At 38.6% G+C, this 17,970-nt stretch carries 14 protein-coding genes; 9 read left to right on the forward strand and 5 right to left on the reverse strand.

Features of this window, described 5'->3' with window-relative positions; genetic code table 11:
* Positions 1-22: 22 nt before the first annotated feature.
* Positions 23-808 carry a DUF3108 domain-containing protein gene (locus Q0162_RS09025; RefSeq protein ID WP_297891003.1) on the reverse strand — a complete coding sequence of 262 codons (786 nt, stop codon included), beginning with the start codon at positions 806-808 and terminating at the stop codon, positions 23-25.
* A 208-nt stretch (positions 809-1,016) separates the two neighbouring features.
* Here Q0162_RS09025 and Q0162_RS09030 point away from each other — a divergent pair, with 208 nt between their 5' ends.
* The 9 genes from Q0162_RS09030 to nhaD all read left to right on the forward strand — a co-directional run bounded on the left by Q0162_RS09030 (position 1,017) and on the right by nhaD (position 15,073).
* Positions 1,017-3,278: a GH92 family glycosyl hydrolase gene (locus tag Q0162_RS09030; protein WP_297891004.1), complete on the forward strand. Its 2,262-nt coding sequence runs from the start codon at positions 1,017-1,019 to the stop codon at positions 3,276-3,278.
* An 84-nt stretch (positions 3,279-3,362) separates the two neighbouring features.
* Entirely contained in the window at positions 3,363-3,773 is a 411-nt protein-coding gene (locus tag Q0162_RS09035; RefSeq protein WP_297891005.1) for a hypothetical protein, read from the forward strand.
* 75 nt (positions 3,774-3,848) lie between these two features.
* Positions 3,849-5,108 carry an efflux RND transporter periplasmic adaptor subunit gene (locus Q0162_RS09040; protein ID WP_297891006.1) on the forward strand — a complete coding sequence of 420 codons (1,260 nt, stop codon included), beginning with the start codon at positions 3,849-3,851 and terminating at the stop codon, positions 5,106-5,108.
* Between the two features lie 4 nt (positions 5,109-5,112).
* Positions 5,113-6,768, forward strand: coding sequence for a DUF4836 family protein (locus tag Q0162_RS09045; RefSeq protein WP_297891007.1), 1,656 nt, complete (start codon positions 5,113-5,115; stop codon positions 6,766-6,768).
* Complete coding sequence (locus Q0162_RS09050) at positions 6,758-7,402, forward strand: ATP-binding cassette domain-containing protein (RefSeq protein WP_297891008.1); 645 nt, start codon at positions 6,758-6,760, stop codon at positions 7,400-7,402. Before Q0162_RS09045 ends, Q0162_RS09050 begins: the two co-directional genes overlap by 11 nt.
* Positions 7,403-7,427: 25 nt before the next feature.
* The gene (locus tag Q0162_RS09055; protein ID WP_297891009.1) at positions 7,428-8,612 is read left to right on the forward strand and encodes an FtsX-like permease family protein; all 1,185 of its coding nucleotides are present in this window, start codon (positions 7,428-7,430) and stop codon (positions 8,610-8,612) included.
* A gap of 666 nt (positions 8,613-9,278) precedes the next feature.
* Positions 9,279-10,679 carry a sigma-54 dependent transcriptional regulator gene (locus tag Q0162_RS09060; protein WP_297891010.1) on the forward strand — a complete coding sequence of 467 codons (1,401 nt, stop codon included), beginning with the start codon at positions 9,279-9,281 and terminating at the stop codon, positions 10,677-10,679.
* Between the two features lie 75 nt (positions 10,680-10,754).
* Positions 10,755-13,667, forward strand: a complete 2,913-nt coding sequence (locus Q0162_RS09065) for a glycoside hydrolase family 3 N-terminal domain-containing protein (protein WP_297891011.1) — start codon at positions 10,755-10,757, stop codon at positions 13,665-13,667.
* 80 nt (positions 13,668-13,747) lie between these two features.
* Positions 13,748-15,073 carry a sodium:proton antiporter NhaD gene (gene nhaD / locus Q0162_RS09070; protein ID WP_297891012.1) on the forward strand — a complete coding sequence of 442 codons (1,326 nt, stop codon included), beginning with the start codon at positions 13,748-13,750 and terminating at the stop codon, positions 15,071-15,073.
* Between the two features lie 55 nt (positions 15,074-15,128).
* Here the strand turns inward: nhaD and Q0162_RS09075 are convergent, their stop codons facing one another.
* From Q0162_RS09075 to Q0162_RS09090, 4 genes are all read right to left on the reverse strand, one after another.
* Complete coding sequence (locus tag Q0162_RS09075) at positions 15,129-16,061, reverse strand: peptidylprolyl isomerase (protein ID WP_297891013.1); 933 nt, start codon at positions 16,059-16,061, stop codon at positions 15,129-15,131.
* Between the two features lie 78 nt (positions 16,062-16,139).
* On the reverse strand, positions 16,140-17,333 hold the full coding sequence (locus Q0162_RS09080) for an aspartate aminotransferase family protein (RefSeq protein ID WP_297891014.1): 1,194 nt from the start codon (positions 17,331-17,333) through the stop codon (positions 16,140-16,142).
* Positions 17,330-17,506, reverse strand: coding sequence for a hypothetical protein (locus Q0162_RS09085; protein ID WP_009750791.1), 177 nt, complete (start codon positions 17,504-17,506; stop codon positions 17,330-17,332). Before Q0162_RS09085 ends, Q0162_RS09080 begins: the two co-directional genes overlap by 4 nt.
* Positions 17,507-17,589: 83 nt before the next feature.
* Positions 17,590-17,970: WG repeat-containing protein (locus tag Q0162_RS09090; RefSeq protein ID WP_297891015.1), on the reverse strand; the 381-nt coding region annotated here is incomplete at its 5' end.

Raw genomic sequence — 17,970 nt, forward strand, 5'->3', positions numbered from 1 at the left:
ATAAACTATCTATACAATACACTTATTTTTTTTTCAAATCACTGTCATTTTTTAAATTATTAAAGCCATCGAGTTCGGCTACTAAAGAGCCAACACGCAAGGCTGCACGTAGTTTGACAGGCACTTTGTTCTTATCATCAGTAATCCACATTGTAATGCTTTCTTCTTCTTTAAACACGCGACCATCTTGCACTAATGGGCAAAATTTAAGCGTATTTACAGTGCCAAAATGTGTTTTAACCTTTTCACGACCGAGTAGTTTGAGCTTAAATTTATACACTTCATCGTCATCAAAAATCATATCCAAAGTGATTTGCCCTCCCACTTTCATATTTTCGATATCGGGGTGGTGACGAAGTGCATAGAAAGCTGAAATTACATCGTGAAGTCCTGGCTGGAAAGAAATTTCAGTATCTTTGCCATTTTCTACATTGTGAATTTTCACTTTGTTATCGGAGTGATTGAAATACATTTTCAAGTGTTTGGTATAGCCTCCTTCGTAGATATTGCGGATAAAAAGACGCGGTTTGCCATCGGTGATACCAAAATAACTCTCATAAGTATCATCTACTTTAAAAAACACGCGTGCCAAGCCGGTAGTAGCCCCTTTTCCCGTAGCGTGATACACTTTTTCACCTCCATACATCTCTTCTTTGAGCGACATTGTAGCGATACTCGCATTAAAAACACCATATTTTACTTTAAAACGCAACCATTCACCTCCTTTAAAAGGCAAATCTGAAGTTTGTGCCGACAATGGTGCCAGCAAACAAGAGAAAAGAGCAATGAATAAAGATTTGTTTTTCATAAGTTTCTTTTTTAGTTCCCTGAGCTTGAAAAATAAAGCTTTTGTTCAGCATTTTGCAATGTATAATCAGGGATTTAGATTTAATTTTGAGAAAGTCAGCAATTAATGTGCCAGTTTTACACAAGAGATAATATTGAGTTTTAGTAAGTTATAAAACTTGTTTATTCAAATTTTATTATTACCTTTGCCTTCAAATAAAAAACACCTTATGAAACGATTATTTTTAACCATCTTTTTAGGGAGTTTGTTTGCTTGCTCCTCTCCTACTTCAGAAAACAAACCACCTCAACAACAAGACGACACTCCTATTGTACCCGAAACTTCTTATACTCAGTACGTAAACCCTCTGATGGGCACCGATTCTAAGTTTAGTCTTTCTAATGGCAACACATATCCCGCAATAGCGGTGCCTTGGGGTATGCATTTTTGGACTCCCCAAACGAACAAAATGGGCGATGGCTGGGCATATCAATATCACGCTGATAAACTTGTAGGTTTTAAGCAAACTCACCAACCAAGTCCGTGGATTAACGACTATGGGGCTTTTGCATTGATGCCCGTAGTAGGCGACTTGAAAATCAAAGAAGAAGAGCGAGCTTCGTGGTTTTCGCACAAAGCAGAAGCAGCTCAACCTCACTATTATAAAGTGTATTTAGCTGATTATGACACCTCAGTAGAGATTACACCTACTTCACGAGCGGCACAGTTTCGCATTACTTTTCCCGAAAGCGATAAGGCTTATTTGCTTCTCGATGCTTATTTTAAGGGCTCAATGGTACAGGTATTACCCAAAGAGCGCAAGATTATAGGCTACGCGCGCAACAACAGCGGGGGAGTACCCGAGAACTTCCACAATTACTTTGTGCTTACTTTCGACAAAGATTTTGAGAGCGTACAAACGTGGAGCAACGGTTTTAAACTATCTAAAAACACTGAAAGTAAGGGTGAACATACAGGAGCAGTGATAGGTTTCAACACCAAAAGAGGCGAGCAGGTAACTGTGAAAGTAGCATCGTCGTTCATTTCACCTGAACAAGCCTTACTAAATTTACAAACAGAATTAGGCAATGACACTTTTGAACAAACCAAACAAAAGGCTCTCACTCTTTGGGAAACCGAACTCAGCAAAATACAAGTGGAGGACGAAAATATAGACCATTTGCGCACTTTCTACTCCTGTTTGTACCGCACATTGCTCTTCCCACGCACTTTCTACGAGTACAACAAAACAGGCGAAATGGTGCATTACAGTCCGTATAATGGTAAGATAGAAAAAGGTTATATGTTCACCGACAATGGTTTTTGGGATACTTTTCGCGCTGTATTTCCGCTGTTTAACCTGTTGTATCCCGAGATGAACCAACAGATGATGAAGGGATTGGTGAACGCTTATAAGGAATCAGGCTGGTTACCCGAGTGGGCTAGCCCAGGACATAGGGATTGTATGATAGGCTCTAACTCAGCTTCTATCATTGCCGATGCTTACCTAAAAGGAAATATAGAAGCCGCTGATGCCGAAATTCTTTTAGAGGCAATGCTAAAGAATGCTACTCAAAACGATGGTAGACCCGTAAAATCGGTAGGTCGTGAGGGGGTAGATTACTACAATACTTTAGGTTATGTTCCTTATGATGTGAAGATTAACGAAAATGTAGCCCGTACCCTTGAGTACGCTTATGCCGACTATTGCATTGCGCGTATGGCAGAAAAAATGGGCAAAGCTGATATAGCTAAACAATACTACGAGCAGTCCAAACGCTATAAAAATGTATTTGACCCTGAAACTAAGTGGATGCGAGGCAAAAATAAGGACGGAAAGTTTCAGTCGCCATTTAATCCACTGAAATGGGGCGATGCGTTTACTGAAGGGAATAGCTTGCACTACACGTGGTCGGTATTTCAGGATTTTGAGGGACTCATACAACTGATGGGAGGCAAAGAGGCTTTTGAGAAAAAGATAGACGAAGTATTTGAAATGCCACCATTGTTTGACGATTCTTACTACGGATTTACCATACACGAAATACGCGAAATGCAAATTATGGATATGGGTAACTACGCTCACGGCAACCAACCTATCCAACATCTTATCTACTTATATAACTATGCTGGCAAACCTCATAAAGCACAAGCCAAACTGCGTGAGGTAATGGAAAAACTCTACGCCCCTACCCCCGATGGTTATTGCGGCGATGAGGACAACGGACAAACTTCGGCTTGGTATGTGTTCTCAGCTTTAGGGTTTTACCCTGTAACCCCTGCTACTGACGCTTATATTTTAGGGAATCCTTTATTTAAAACAGTAAGTTTACAACTACCTGAAGGCAAGAAGTTTTTAATTAAAACCGTAGCCCGCAACAGCACGGATAACTTAGTAGAATACGTTCAGCTCAACGGCGATAAAATAGAAGGTTTTAAAGTTCCTTTTGAAGCGTTTAGAGAGAATGGAAAAATGACGTTTTTTAGGTAAATCACAATAGATAAATTACGAGGTAAGAACTAGAAATTTCATTTCCCTATAGATGAAAGTGGCTATCCCGATAACTTAATCAAGATGAAAGAAAGTATAAAAATAAGTGTCCTTTTGCTAATTATCACCCTTTTACTCATAAGCTGTAACAAACCTAAAAGGGATTTTGAGGTTATCTGCGCCGAGAAAGTGAGTAACACTTATCAATATAATCCCGATGGTTTTATAAAAAGTGATTACGGAAGGCTACTTATCAAAACCATTTCGCGCTACGATAAGAACGGAAAGTTAAAAGAAATTTCTTGGAATAGGGCTAATGGCTTCTTAAAATATACATTATCAGAACTTAAAGAAGATATAGCCTTGTTAAATAGTTTTGATATTGACACTATATACTCTAACAAAAAATATATTGGCTATATAAAAGAGGAAAAGAATGATACTATTTTCTATCTATCAGGTGATAAAATTGTAATATGTTACCCTATAGAATAAGAAACCTCATTCCACAGAATTTGCTCATTTGCTAATTGTTTTATATCTTTGCCTTTGAAAAACAACTTGATTGTTATGAAAAGAAAAACTATATTCATTATTTCAGCTGTTGCCTTGCTTTTAATCGTGCTAATCATTGGAAAAAAAGCAGGTTGGTTTGGCGACAACAACAATACTTTAAGTGTAGAAACAGAAAAGATAACGCCTACAACTATTGTCCAAAAAGTGTCGGCTACAGGAAAAATACAGCCCGAATTGGAAATCAAACTATCGTCGGAAGTATCAGGAGAAATCATAGAACTCCCTGTAAAAGAAGGGCAAATGGTCAAAAAAGGCGATCTTTTGGTACGTATCAATCCTGACATTTACCAATCGGTAGTAAAGCGCAGTGCGGCGAGTTTAGAAACCGTACGTGCGAGCTTACAACAATCAGCCGCAACGCTCAAAGAAGCTGAAGAGAGTTACAAACGCAACAAAGTATTGTACGAGAAGGGCGTTATCTCTAAATCCGATTGGGACAAAGCTGTATCAGCCTATGAGGTTGCCAAAGCCTCTCGCGAGTCGGCTCGTTTCAATGTACAAAGTGCGATGGCAAGTGTATCGGAAGCCCAAGATAACCTCAAAAAAACAATTATCTACTCACCTACCGATGGCACTATTTCTAAACTCAGTGTAGAGTTAGGCGAGCGCGTAGTAGGCACGATGCAAATGACGGGAACTGAAATTATGCGCGTGGCTAACCTTCACAATATGGAGGTAGAAGTAGATGTAAATGAGAATGATATCGTGAAGATAAGCGTAGGCGACTCAGTGAATGTAGAAGTCGATGCTTACCTCAAGCGCATTTTCAAAGGTAGGGTTACCAATATTGCGAACACCGCCAACACTACCACGAGTGTAGACCAAGTAACGAACTTCAAAGTAAAAATACATATAGAAGAAACTTCTTACAAAGACCTTTTAGAAGGCAAGCCCGCGGGCTATTCTCCTTTCCGCCCAGGAATGACTGCTACTGTTGATATACTCACTAAAACAAAAAAAGATATAGTAGCAGTTCCTATCAGTGCTATTATTGTAAAGAAAAAATCGGAAATCGACCCTAAAACACCTAAAGAAGAAGCCGATAAAAAACAAGAAGCTGTATTCGTACTCAAAAATGGTAAAGCCGAACTTCGCGCTGTAAATACAGGCATTCAGGACAATGCCTATATCGAAATCCTTTCGGGTGTCGCTAAAGACGAGACTATTATCACAGGACCTTATGGTGTAGTGAGCAAAAGTTTGAAAAATGGTGATGAGGTTCAAGTAACAAATAAAAGTAAATCAAACAATTAATACTATGAAAAAATTTATTTTATTATTAGGAGTATTAGCTTTAGGCTTTACTTCGTGCTCTAAGAAAAGTGAGAACTTAAAAGTAATTCCTAAAGATGCTATGGCAGTCGTTTCATTCGACTTGCAATCTCTTTACAAAAAAGCAGATGTAGAGGAATTGCAAAAACTCAAAAGTTCCCAAAAAATCAAAGAGGCTCTCAACAACGATAATAATAAAATGGGTAAAATTTTCAGTGAAATACTGAACGACCCTAAGGCTTCGGGCATCGACTTTAAAAAAAATGTCTATCTTTTTGCTTTCAATAATAAAAAATACGGAGGGGATAGCCGCCAACCTCACATAGGAATTACGGCAGTACTGAGTGACAACAATAAGTTTAAAGACCTTCTAAACAGAGTTTCAGAAGCAACTTATATGGAACTAGATATTAAAAAAGACGGCGCTTTGAACATCGTTCACTTAAACAATGAATCATATCTCAGTTGGGACGACAACAAAATGCTTTTCATTGCAGGTGAAGACTATCGCTCTATGGAGGGAGAATCAGTAATAAAAAAATTGTACAACCAAGATAAATCAGAACAAATTACTGACATCAAAGGTTTTTCCGATTTCTTAAACGGACAAAAAGATATCAACCTATGGATAAATCTGGGAGGCTTTGTGCAAGACGACAGTATGTTCCTCAATGGAATGGCAGCTTCTTTATACAAAAGTCTCTTCAATATGCAAAAAGACTCTTATTTCTACGGTTTTGTAGATTTCGGTAAGGATGATATCAAACTCACTACTTATAGTATCTACAACGAAGAAACAGCTAAACTCTTGAAAAAGTACGACTTGTACGATATTACATTTGATAAAGATATCTTGAAAAACACTCCCGAAAAGCTTCCTTTAGCTATGGGAGGTGCGATAAATGTAAAGAATTATTACGAGTTTCTAAAAGCTCAATTTGGCAAAGATTTTAATGAGGACGACCTCGTGAAACTCCTCAACACTCAGGGACTTACTAAGGAAAATGTGCTCAACTTCTTTGGTGGCAGCTTTATGTTAGCTATTGAAGGCTTTGAAAATCAAAAATATATCAGCTATGATTTAGATTTAGTAGAAGATAAACAAAGTGAAGATAGCTATGAATACAAAGAAGTAGAAAAAGAGAGAATGTTTCCTGTTTTTGGACTCTCATTCAATATAGGCGATAAAACGCTCCTCGACAAAGGAATAACACTTGCTGGTTTAGCATTAGAAAACGGTTATTACAAACTCCCTCTCCAAAAAGACCTCACATTTTATTTTGCTTATAACAACAAGGCTTTCTACGGTAGTAATTCTCCTAAAGGTGTAGAAGCATTCCTAAAAGGAGGTGTGAGCAACAATGCTGTAAATTCTGATTTTGGAAAACACGTAAGCAAAGATCTCACCTATTTCTATATGAGTTTAGACCCTAACAACTATCCAAAAGAATATTTTGATTCTTTTAAACACAAAAAAGATAAATTTGCTTTCGATTTGTTTACCCAACACTCTGTAAACTTAGAGTGCAAACGCATCGACAACTCTTCAGCTGAATTTATTTATCACCTTAAAGGGGTTGAAAAGAACAGTTTGAATACTTTCTTCAAGTCGATAGACAAAGTAATAAACTATGAAAATTAAGCTACAACATTTAAAACCCACCTATATGTCGGGCGACGAAATACCGTCGTCCGATATCTATTTACAGCCAGAAGTAATTTTTGAACAAGGGCAGCGTTACCTCATCAGAGCACAATCGGGGCAAGGTAAAACCTCACTTTTGAATTTCATTTATGGTGCGAGTTTTAGTTACGATGGCAAAATTACTTACAACGAGATGTTTAACAAAAAAGAAGTACTCCGCTATCGCATTGATAAACTGAGTTATGTATATCAAGATTTAAGGCTCTTCCCTACCCTCACTGCTTTTGAGAATATCATCTTGAAAAACAAACTCACCTACTACAAAACTGAAGACCAAATAAACAGCCTCATAGAGCGTGTGGGGCTCTCCCACAAACGCGATACTTTGGTACAAACACTCTCTTTAGGGCAACGCCAGCGCATCGCCCTCTTGCGCGCCTTGTGTCAGCCTTTTGAGGTGTTGTTGTTAGATGAGCCTTTCAGTCATTTAGACGATAGCAACACCACTATTTTAAGAGAAATCATAGAGGAAGAACTACAAGCGCGCAACGCCAGCCTACTCCTCACTTCTTTGGAGGATAACAACTTTTTCCAATATAACAAAAAACTCAATTTAGGTTTTAGAAATTAAACATATTAATTCTCAATTGTTAAAGATGTTATACAAACTACAAAAAAACACACTTGTTAAATCGCAAATAGTAGGTTATGCACTCACTCTTTGCATAGGAGTGTGCATACTGTTCACCGTTTGTCAGTTATATTTTGATGTAAAGCCTTTATTACAGCATCAAACCGATGTTTTTGCAAGTAAATACGCAGTAGTGAGCAAAAATATTTCCATTTTCAAAACTCTTGATAAAGAAGGTATTTACTTTGATAAAAACGAGATGGAAAAACTCAAACAAGAGCCGTTTGTAAAGAGTGTTTCACACTTCACCCCAGCCTCCTTCAAAATAGGTGCTTATACTGATAAAGACGATAATATTCCCCTCTTCTACACCGATCTCTTTTTTGAAAGCATCCCCGATAAATACCTCGATGTTCAACCCGATGACTGGCAGTGGAGTAAAGGGAGTAGTTTTGTACCTATCATCATTCCAGAGAATTACCTAAACCTCTACAATTTCGGATTTGCCGAAAGCCAAGGGCTCCCCGTATTCTCTAAGAATACCATTTCACAAGTGCGTTTCAATTTAGAAGTGAGCGGCAATGGTAAAAACGATAACTACGCCAGCAGAATTGTAGGCTTTTCAAACAAAATCAACTCTATTTTGGTACCCCAAAGTTTTTTGGATTGGGCTAACAAAGAGTACGGCAAAACCGAGGAGAGCAAAACCAGCCGGTTGTTAGTAGAGTTTGAAAACCCTTCCGATGAACGCGTGTTACAATATTTCAACAAGCACAATTTTTCTATCAATAAAGACGAGTTAGAACTCAGCAAAATGAGTTTCTTTTTTCACTCAGCTTTGCTTTTTGTCGTAAGCATCTCACTGATTATCATAGCACTATCAATTGCTTTCATACTGCTCAGCATAAATCTAATCATCCAAAAACACAAAGAGCAAATTGTTAATCTATACCATATAGGCTACCAGCCTCATCAAATTGCGCGATTCTATCAATGGGTCATCAGCATAGTCACAGTAATAACTGTTGCAGGAGCAATAGTACTCAGTCTATACATACGCAAACTCTATACTGAAAAACTCAACACCCTTTTTGAGTTCAACAGCGAACAAAGTATACTATTTATAGCCGCCATCACAATTTTATTAATATTAGGGGTATTATACAACCTTTTAGTACTGCGAAATATCCAAAAAACTGTAAAACTGTAAACAGAAATTACACATACATTACACACTTTGATTGTGTAATTATACGTTTTTCAACAAAGTATCAACATAGTTATTAACAGATTATCAACAGTATATTTTATTGAAATAAAAGCAATTAACGAGTTTATAAACACACTTCTCAAGTTTGGCACGATATTTTCAATATACAAGTTGTAAATGAATCAAAAACATTTACAATGCATACATAATTAAATAGTGAATGATTTGTTCGTAAGTACAAAAATTGGTTAAAAATTAAATTACTGAGAAAAAATTGCTAAAAGAAACATTGTTAGATAAGAATCATTAAAACAAGATTATTGCTAAAAATTAAATTTCATTTCATTTTACTAAAATCGTTGGGAAACGATATCATTTAAGAAACATTGCTAAAATTTTAACTGTTAAACAAAATCATTTATTGAACTATTGTAAAATAGTTTTTTTTTAAACTAACAAATAGACTTTGCTAGTTTAAAGTACTAACAAAATTGGGAGTTAGTAGTAGTATTTATATTATATGCATTGGAAAAGACTTCCTGAAAGGGAAGTCTTTTTTTTGACTAACAATACTATTATTCCAGAAAAAGTTGTACATTTGCACACTTTTTATATAGCTTTAAAAAGTAAATATTTAATCTTACATTATTCTAAAAACATACAAATATGAAGAATCCTATTCTTTTAGTAGAAGATGACGTAGTGTTTTCCAAGATGTTAAGCCGATTCTTGGAACGCAATGGATACGATGTAATAGGTTGCTATACTTTAGAAGAAGCTGAAAAAAACCTAAATACATCACTAAATATGGTCTTTACCGATTTGAGACTCCCTGATGGAGATGGCATCACCTTCTTAAAAGCGGTAAAAGAAAACTTCCCTAACCTCCCCGTAGTGGTAATGACCAGCTACGCCGAAGTTTCTACTGCTGTAGAAGCTATGAAATTAGGTGCTTTCGACTATATATCTAAGCCTTTCCAACAAGAAGATGTGCTAAACGTTATCAAAAATGCACAAAGTAGCACACGCACCGCACAGCAAGACTCTAATGTAGTGAAAAAATCTACAACCTCATCTCCTGCTGATGATAGCGCCCCTGCTAAAGTCACTAAAGCCCCCGAAACCGACGCTAACAATCCTTATATCGAAGGAATTAGCCCTGCCTCTAAACGCTTGAGCAAGTTCATCAACTTGGTAGCTCCTACCGATATGTCCGTGCTTATTATGGGAGAAAGTGGTACAGGTAAAGAAGTAGTAGCCAAATCTATCCACCTAAAAAGCGAACGCCGAAACAAACCATTTATCGCGGTAGACTGTGGGGCTATCCCTAAAGAAATCGCTTCAAGTGAGTTCTTCGGTCACGTAAAAGGTTCGTTCACAGGTGCTATCAGTGATAAAAAAGGACATTTTGAAGAAGCTAACGGCGGTACTATCTTCCTCGACGAAGTAGGTAACCTCAGCTATGAAAACCAAATACAATTGTTGCGTGCCCTCCAAGAGCGCCGTATCAAACCTATTGGTAGTTCTAAGGAAATAGATGTAGATATTCGCGTTCTTGCAGCTACTAACGAAGATTTACTCGCAGCTGTAAACAAAGGTGAGTTTCGCGAAGATCTCTATCACCGTTTGAACGAATTCTCTATAAAAGTACCTTCTCTCAACGAACGCAAAGACGATTTGATGATATTCGCTTCTTACTTCTTGGAAAAAGCCAATGAAAAACTCCACAAGAACGTACAAGGATTTACTGAAAAAGCAGTACAAAAAATGCTTTTATACACTTGGAATGGTAACTTACGAGAGCTATCGAATACTGTAAAACGTGCTGCCCTACTCACTCAAGGCGATTACATCACCGAAAACGAATTGCCAGAACCTGTGATTGTAGAAACACGCCATTTCCCTACCGAACGCTTTTCTTTCTCTACCAAAGAAAATGAACGTGAGCTTATCATTGGGGCTTTACACGAAACCCATAACAACAAAACAGAAGCAGCTAAATTATTAGGCTTTACACGTAAAACTCTTTACAACAAACTCAAAGCCTACAATATCGATGAATTTTAGATAGATAAGAGGTAAGGGATAAGAAGTAAAAAAAACTCACTCTTACCTCTTACCTTTTACCTCTTACCTAATAAAATGAAAAAAACTTATATTTTTATATCTTTATTTATTGTATCTTTCTTTACTTCAATAGCTCAATCTCCACTGCACTCTCCCGATGCTCAAGCCCAAGAAAAATGGGTAAACGATACTTACAACCAGATGTCTCTCGACGAAAAAATAGGGCAACTCTTTATGGTATCGGTCTACTCAAGCCATATAGGCACTAAAAGGGCTGAAGAAATTAAAGACTTCATCAAAAAATACTATATCGGTGGGATTATCTTCTCTAAAGGAGGACCTAAACGTCAGGCTAAACTTACCAATGAGTACCAATCTCTCTCTAAAATACCTCTTTTTATGGCAATGGATGCCGAGTGGGGGCTCGCTATGCGCCTTGACTCTACCTATGCCTATCCGTGGAATATGACCCTTGGTGCGATTAAAAACAACGCACTGATAGAGCGCACTGGCAAACGCATCGGAATGCACTGTAAACAATTAGGTATGCAGTTCAACTTCGCACCCGATATCGATATCAACACTAACCCCGATAACCCTATTATTGGCAATCGCTCTTTTGGAGAGGATAAACTAAATGTCGCTCAAAAAGGACTTGCTTTTACCCGTGGAATGCAATCAGTGGGGGTATTGGGCAGCGCCAAACACTTCCCTGGTCACGGCGATACTTCCAAAGATTCACACAAAACCCTTCCTACTATCTCATTTACAGCCAATCGATTAGATGAGATGGAACTCTATCCGTTTAGAGTGCTCGCCAAAGAAGTAGCTAGCGTGATGATAGGTCACCTAAACGTCCCTGCATTAGAACCTAAAGCTGGCTTACCTTCTTCCCTTTCTTCAGTTATCATCACCGATTTGCTCAAAAAGAAAATGGGGTATAAAGGCTTGATTTTCACCGATGCGCTGGGTATGAAAGGTGTATCAGAATATCTGCCTGTAGGTGAAGTGGAAGTAGAAGCCTTCTTGGCTGGAAACGACATCTTGCTGATGCCTGCTAATGTAGCCAAAGGCTTTGAAGCTATGAAAAAAGCCTACCAAAACAAACGTATTAGTGAGGAACGTTTGGCTCACTCAGTAAAAAAAATACTGATGGCTAAATACAAAGTAGGGCTCACTTCCTTCACTCCTTTAGACGAAACAAAAATCAATGAGGGCTTGCACACCCTCGAAGATGATTTGCTCACCGAAGAACTCTTTGAAAACTCCCTTACTGTAGGGCAAAACAAGGAAAACATTCTCCCCCTAAAAGACCTAGATAAACGCAAAATTGCCTATGTGAAATTTGGCAACGACAGCGGTTGGGCATTCTATTCTTCCTTGCGCAAATACGCCGAGGTAACCCTCATAGAACCTCAAAACGAAACCCAACTCTACAATGCGATAGAGAATTTCGAGACTATTATCATCGGGTTACACAAACCTGATAAAACTCCTTGGGACGCTTATAAATTCAGTGATAATGAGCTAAAATGGTTAGAGCATATCGCCAAAAAGAAGAAAGTGATACTAACTGTTTTCACTCGTCCGTATGCAATGCTCAACGTAAAGAATATCGCACATATCAAAGCGATAGTATTTGCTTACCAAAACCACAAAGTAGCTCAAGAAAAAGCCGCTCAGCTTATCTTTGGTGCTATCGACGGCAAAGGGGTATTACCTGTAACTGCTCACCCCGAATTGCCTGTAGGCACTTCTATCAGCACCCAAAAAATAGGGCGATTGGCTTTTGGATTACCCGAAAGTGTAGGACTCAATTCGGCTAAACTTAAAGAAATTGATAGTATTGCCTTAGATGCTATCAACCAAAAAATGACCCCTGGTATCCAAATATTAGTCGCCAAAAAGGGCAAAACAGTATACCGCAAGAACTTTGGCACTTTAGACTATAATCCTGCCAATAGGGTTACCGATAACACTATCTACGACCTTGCTTCACTCACCAAAATATTGGCTACACTCCCCGAACTGATGCGCCTATACACCAAAGGTGATTTCAAACCCGTAAGCACTTTTGAGGATTTACTCCCAAAGCTCAAGCATACAAATAAAGCTGAGATGACTATGAAAGATGTGCTCTCTCATTACGCTCAATTTCAGGCGTGGATTCCTTTTTTTAAAAGAACCTTAGACTCTGTACAAAAGCCGAGCACGGCGTTTTACAGCACTGTGAAAAGCGATGAATTTCCCACCGAAGTAGCCAAAGATATGTACCTCATAGAAGGATATACTGATACTATTTACAAACGTATAGACGAAAGTGAACTCATCAAAGATAAAAAGTACTTGTACAGTGATTTGCCGTATTACTATTTCAAAAAGTTTATAGAGAAGAAAGAAAAAAAACCTTTACAAGAGTTGGTACAAAAACACTTTTATAGAGGTTTAGGGGCTTACCAACTCACTTATTTGCCTTTGCATAAGTTCTCCCCTGCCAACATCGCCCCCTCTGAAGATGAAAAAGGGTTTCGCAACCAAGTGCTCCGCGGTTATGTACACGACCAAGGAGCGGCTATGCTGGGAGGAGTAGGTGGACACGCTGGACTCTTTGGTACTGCCGATGATGTAGCCAAAATGATGCAAATGTACCTCCAAAAAGGCTATTACGGCGGCACATGGTTTTTGCAACCTCAAGCCGTTGACCTTTTCAATACCTGTAACTATTGCGGCGAAGGCAACCGCCGTGGATTAGGATTTGATAAGCCTCAATTAGGAAAATCAGGACCTACTTGCGGCTGCGTGCCTATGGACAGTTTTGGACATACAGGTTTTACAGGCACTTTTGCTTGGGCTGACCCTACTAACGAGATTGTAATTGTTTTTCTCTCTAACCGCACCTACCCTTCTTCAAATAATAAACTACTGATTAACAAATTAGTGCGACAAAAAATACAAAGCGTAGTATATCAAGCGATAACTACAGAATGAAAATTAAAAAAATATTTGGTAAGTAATAAAAAGTTTATGTATATTTGCGCCGTTAAATTTTTAATAAATAATTAATTTATATGGAACCTTGGATTATTGCCATTTTCATTATTGGCTATCTTTGTATTACTACAGAACACCAAATAAAGGTGGACAAAACTATTTCGGCTTTAGCTATGGCTGTTATCTGTTGGACGCTCTTAAAAGTTTCTAACATTGATGTAATGGAAGTTATGAACGGTGTATTAGTACCGGCTAACCCTGCCGATAATGCTACTGCTATCGACAAAGCTTTACAACATCACTTAGCTGAAACAGCCGAAATTCTCTTCTTCTTAATCGGTGCGATGACCATCGTAGAAATCATCGATATGCACCGTGGGTTTGAAATCATCAAACGATTGATTCGTACCCAAAGTAAGGTAAAACTCCTATGGATTATAGGAATTATCGGTTTCTTCCTCTCTGCAATTATTGATAACCTAACTACTACTATTATCCTTATCACCATTCTGCGCAAGATTATTCCAGAACAAAAAGAACGTATATGGTACGCTTCTCTCATTGTAATTGCAGCTAATGCAGGAGGTGCTTGGTCACCTATCGGCGACGTAACTACTACTATGCTTTGGGTGAAAGGCAAAGTAACCGCTGCTAAATTAGTAGAGTACGTATTTATTCCTTCTGTTGTATGTTTGGTTGTACCTTTGCTCATTGCATCATTTTTACCTGTGTTCAAAGGAAAAATCGATACTTCTAACAGTGAAGAAGGCGTTACTTACAAAAGCAGTATGCCCGTTCTGTCAATAGGTTTTATTGCTATTATTTTTGTCCCTATTTTTAAATCGATTACTCATTTACCTCCTTATATAGGTATGCTCTTTGCTTTGGCTACAATGTGGTTTATTTCTGAAAAATTGAAACCTATCAGCGAACTTTCACCTACTGATAACGACAAATTCAGTATTCACCGTGCGATGAGTCGTATTGAATTTTCAAGTATTTTGTTCTTCTTAGGTATTTTGTTGGCAGTAGCATCATTGCAAACTATTGGAACACTTTTCAATTTTGCACAAACATTGAATCAAACTATTCCAAGCACAAATGTAGTAATTCTGCTTTTAGGTTTTGCTTCGGCTATTATAGACAACGTACCATTGGTAGCTGCTAGTATGGGTATGTTCCAAGAACCTATTGATAGTGGTCTTTGGCATTTCATCGCCTACGCTGCTGGTACAGGAGGTAGCTTGCTTATCATCGGATCGGCGGCAGGAGTTGTAGCTATGGGTATGGAGAAGATTAGTTTCTTCTGGTACGTAAAAAATATCTTATGGATAGCTCTTTTAGGTTTTGTTCTAGGATACCTCACATTGGTATCTTTTGAAGCACTACACGTTTTTGGATAGAGATAACAAGTAACAGATAAAATAATAAAGCCAGCTAAAAGCTGGCTTTATTATTTTATCCTACTGAAACTAATTCGACATCAAAGATGAGAGGCGCATTGGGCGGAATAACCCCTCCAGCACCTCGGCTGCCATAAGCAAGCTCTGAAGGGATAACCAAGCGGGCTTTGTCACCTTCGCTGAGGAGCAAAATTCCCTCGTCCCAGCCTTGTATCACTTGCCCTACCCCTACGGTAAATTGCAAAGGTTCTCTACGGCGATGAGAGCTATCGAATACTGTTTTATCTAACAACATACCGGTATAGTGCACCGCTACTTTTTGTCCGGCTACTGCTTTTTTACCATTACCTTTATGGGTAATTTGGTAGTACAAACCACTGTCGGTTTTATCAAAACCTACTACTTCTTTAGCTAAGGCTTCTTCGGCTTTGCGTTTTTCTTCGGCTAAACGAGCTGCTTTTGCTGCTTTTAAATCTTCAAAAGCCTTGAGAGCGTCCCATTTTTCAGCCTCTGCTCCTACTCTTAGGATTTCTACTTTTTCAATTTTATCACCTTGTGCAATTGCATCTACCACTTCTTGACCTTCTACTACTTCACCAAAAACAGTGTGCTTATTGTCCAACCAAGGTGTTGCTAAATGCGTGATAAAAAACTGACTTCCATTGGTGCCAGGACCTGCATTTGCCATAGAAATGACCCCTGCTTTGTTGTGTTTCAATTCTGGGTGAAACTCATCGTCAAAACGATAACCAGGGTCACCAGTACCCGTGCCTAACGGACAACCACCTTGTATCATAAAATTGGGAATCACGCGGTGAAAGGTGAGTCCGTTGTAATAAGGAGTGCCTAATGGTTTTTGTGAATTTTCCATTTTTCCTTCGGCAAGAGCCACAAAGTTACCTACCGTAGCAGGAGTTTTGTCGTAAGTAAGACGCAGTAAAATAACGCCTTTATTAGTAGTTATTTTAGCATAAATTCCGTTTTCCATTTTAGTGTTATTTGTTTTATTTGATAATTAATTTAATGAGAGTGCGAGTCTTTATCAACTTTAATGCACTTTTATCTGTTACTTGTTACCTGTTACTTGGTTCAACGCTTCCAAGATAATGTCACAACCTTCTTTGATTTCTTCATCGGTGAGGGTAAGTGGAGGAGAAAGTCGTACGGCACGGTGTTCAAACAAGAGCCAATAGACTATCAATCCTTTATCTTGACAGTAATTCACCACAAAATCGGCGATTTCGGCAGTTTTCACAATGACAGCCAACATCAATCCTCGACCATTGATACTTTCGATAAGTGGATGTTGCAAATACTTGCGGAAGAGTTTTTCTTTTTCCAAAGTTTGAGCCATCAGGTCGGTAGTGAGGAGCTGGTTGAGGGTTGCTAACGAGGCAGCTGCTATCACGGGATTACCTCCAAAAGTGGTGATATGTCCCATTTTAGGACTGTGAGCCAATAACTGCATACGCTCATACGACGACACGAATGCCCCTACAGGCATACCACTTGCCATTCCCTTGCCTATAGCGATAATATCGGGGGTAAAGCCATAGTTTTGGAAGCCAAAGAGCTTACCAGTACGCCCGAAACCAGGTTGTATTTCATCGATGATGAGCAAAGCACCTACTTCTTCACAACGGCGTTTTACCTTGATGAGATAGTCGTTTTGAGGTTCGATAAAGCCCGCTCCCCCTTGGATACTTTCCAAGACTACCCCTGCGGTACGTTCAGTGATTTTGAGGATATCAGCTTCGTTGTTGAACTCTATAAAATCTACGTCAGGAATAAGAGGACGATAAGCGCGTTTGCGTTCTTCATAGCCCATTAGGCTCATCGAACCCTGTGTATTGCCGTGATAAGCATTTTTGGCAGCGATGAGTTGGGTGCGCCCCGTAGCGCGTTTGGCTAATTTTACGGATCCCTCAATAGCTTCTGTACCGGAGTTTACCAAATAGGTGGTATTGAGTTCAGGTGGCAACTGCTCGGCAAGGAGCTTGCAGAAATCTACCGCAGGCTTTTGTACGTACTCGCCGTAGACCATCACGTGCATATAGGTAGCGCACTGCTCTTGGATAGCCTTCACTACCGCAGGATGACAATGCCCCAAAGTACAAGCCGATACCCCAGCCACAAAATCTAAATAACGCCTGCCATCGGTGGTGTAGATATAGCTACCCTCGGCGCGTTCCACCTCCAACAATCGCGGATAAGGTGAAGTGGGAGCTTGATATTTTAAAAAATCTTGTTGTTGATTCATTCTTTTTCTTCTTTTATAATTTTAACCATTGGGCTGGGGTCTATACGGCTAATAGCATTCCCTTTGTATCGCAATTCAAAAAAGCCATTAGATTTGCCTTGTATAGTGCCGTTAATATATAATTTAGCCTTTAGTATTGATGAGTTGTCAAAAGTAGCATCTTGTATTTTCAAATCGTATGCTTCTATATCAGCTATGCAGTTAGTAATAGAGTGTAAAGTAATATGTTTTTCATATTTGTAATATTTTTTAAAAGTTATTTGGCTATGGGGTGGTCGGCAGGGGCATTATTACAGTCTTTCACACATTCTCCTTTTTGGTTTATATAGAACCATTTGTTATTTAGCTCTACTTCTGCTAATCCTTCTGAAAATCTTCCTGCATAATCATACTTTATAGGAATCACTTCTTTGCCTGTTTTATCTATAAAGCCATATTTATCATTCAATTTTACTTTAGCTAATCCTTCTGAAGGACTTTCAGCATCATCATACTTTATAGGAATCACTTCTTTACCTGTTTTATCTATAAAACCCCATTTTTTATTTAGACTTACGGCTGCTAATCCTTCTGAAAATCTATCTGCATAATCATACTTTATAGGAATCACTTCTTTGCCTGTTTTATCTATAAAGCC

Origin of the sequence: uncultured Capnocytophaga sp. (assembly GCF_937936315.1) — a bacterium.
Taxonomy (GTDB): Bacteria; Bacteroidota; Bacteroidia; order Flavobacteriales; family Flavobacteriaceae; genus Capnocytophaga.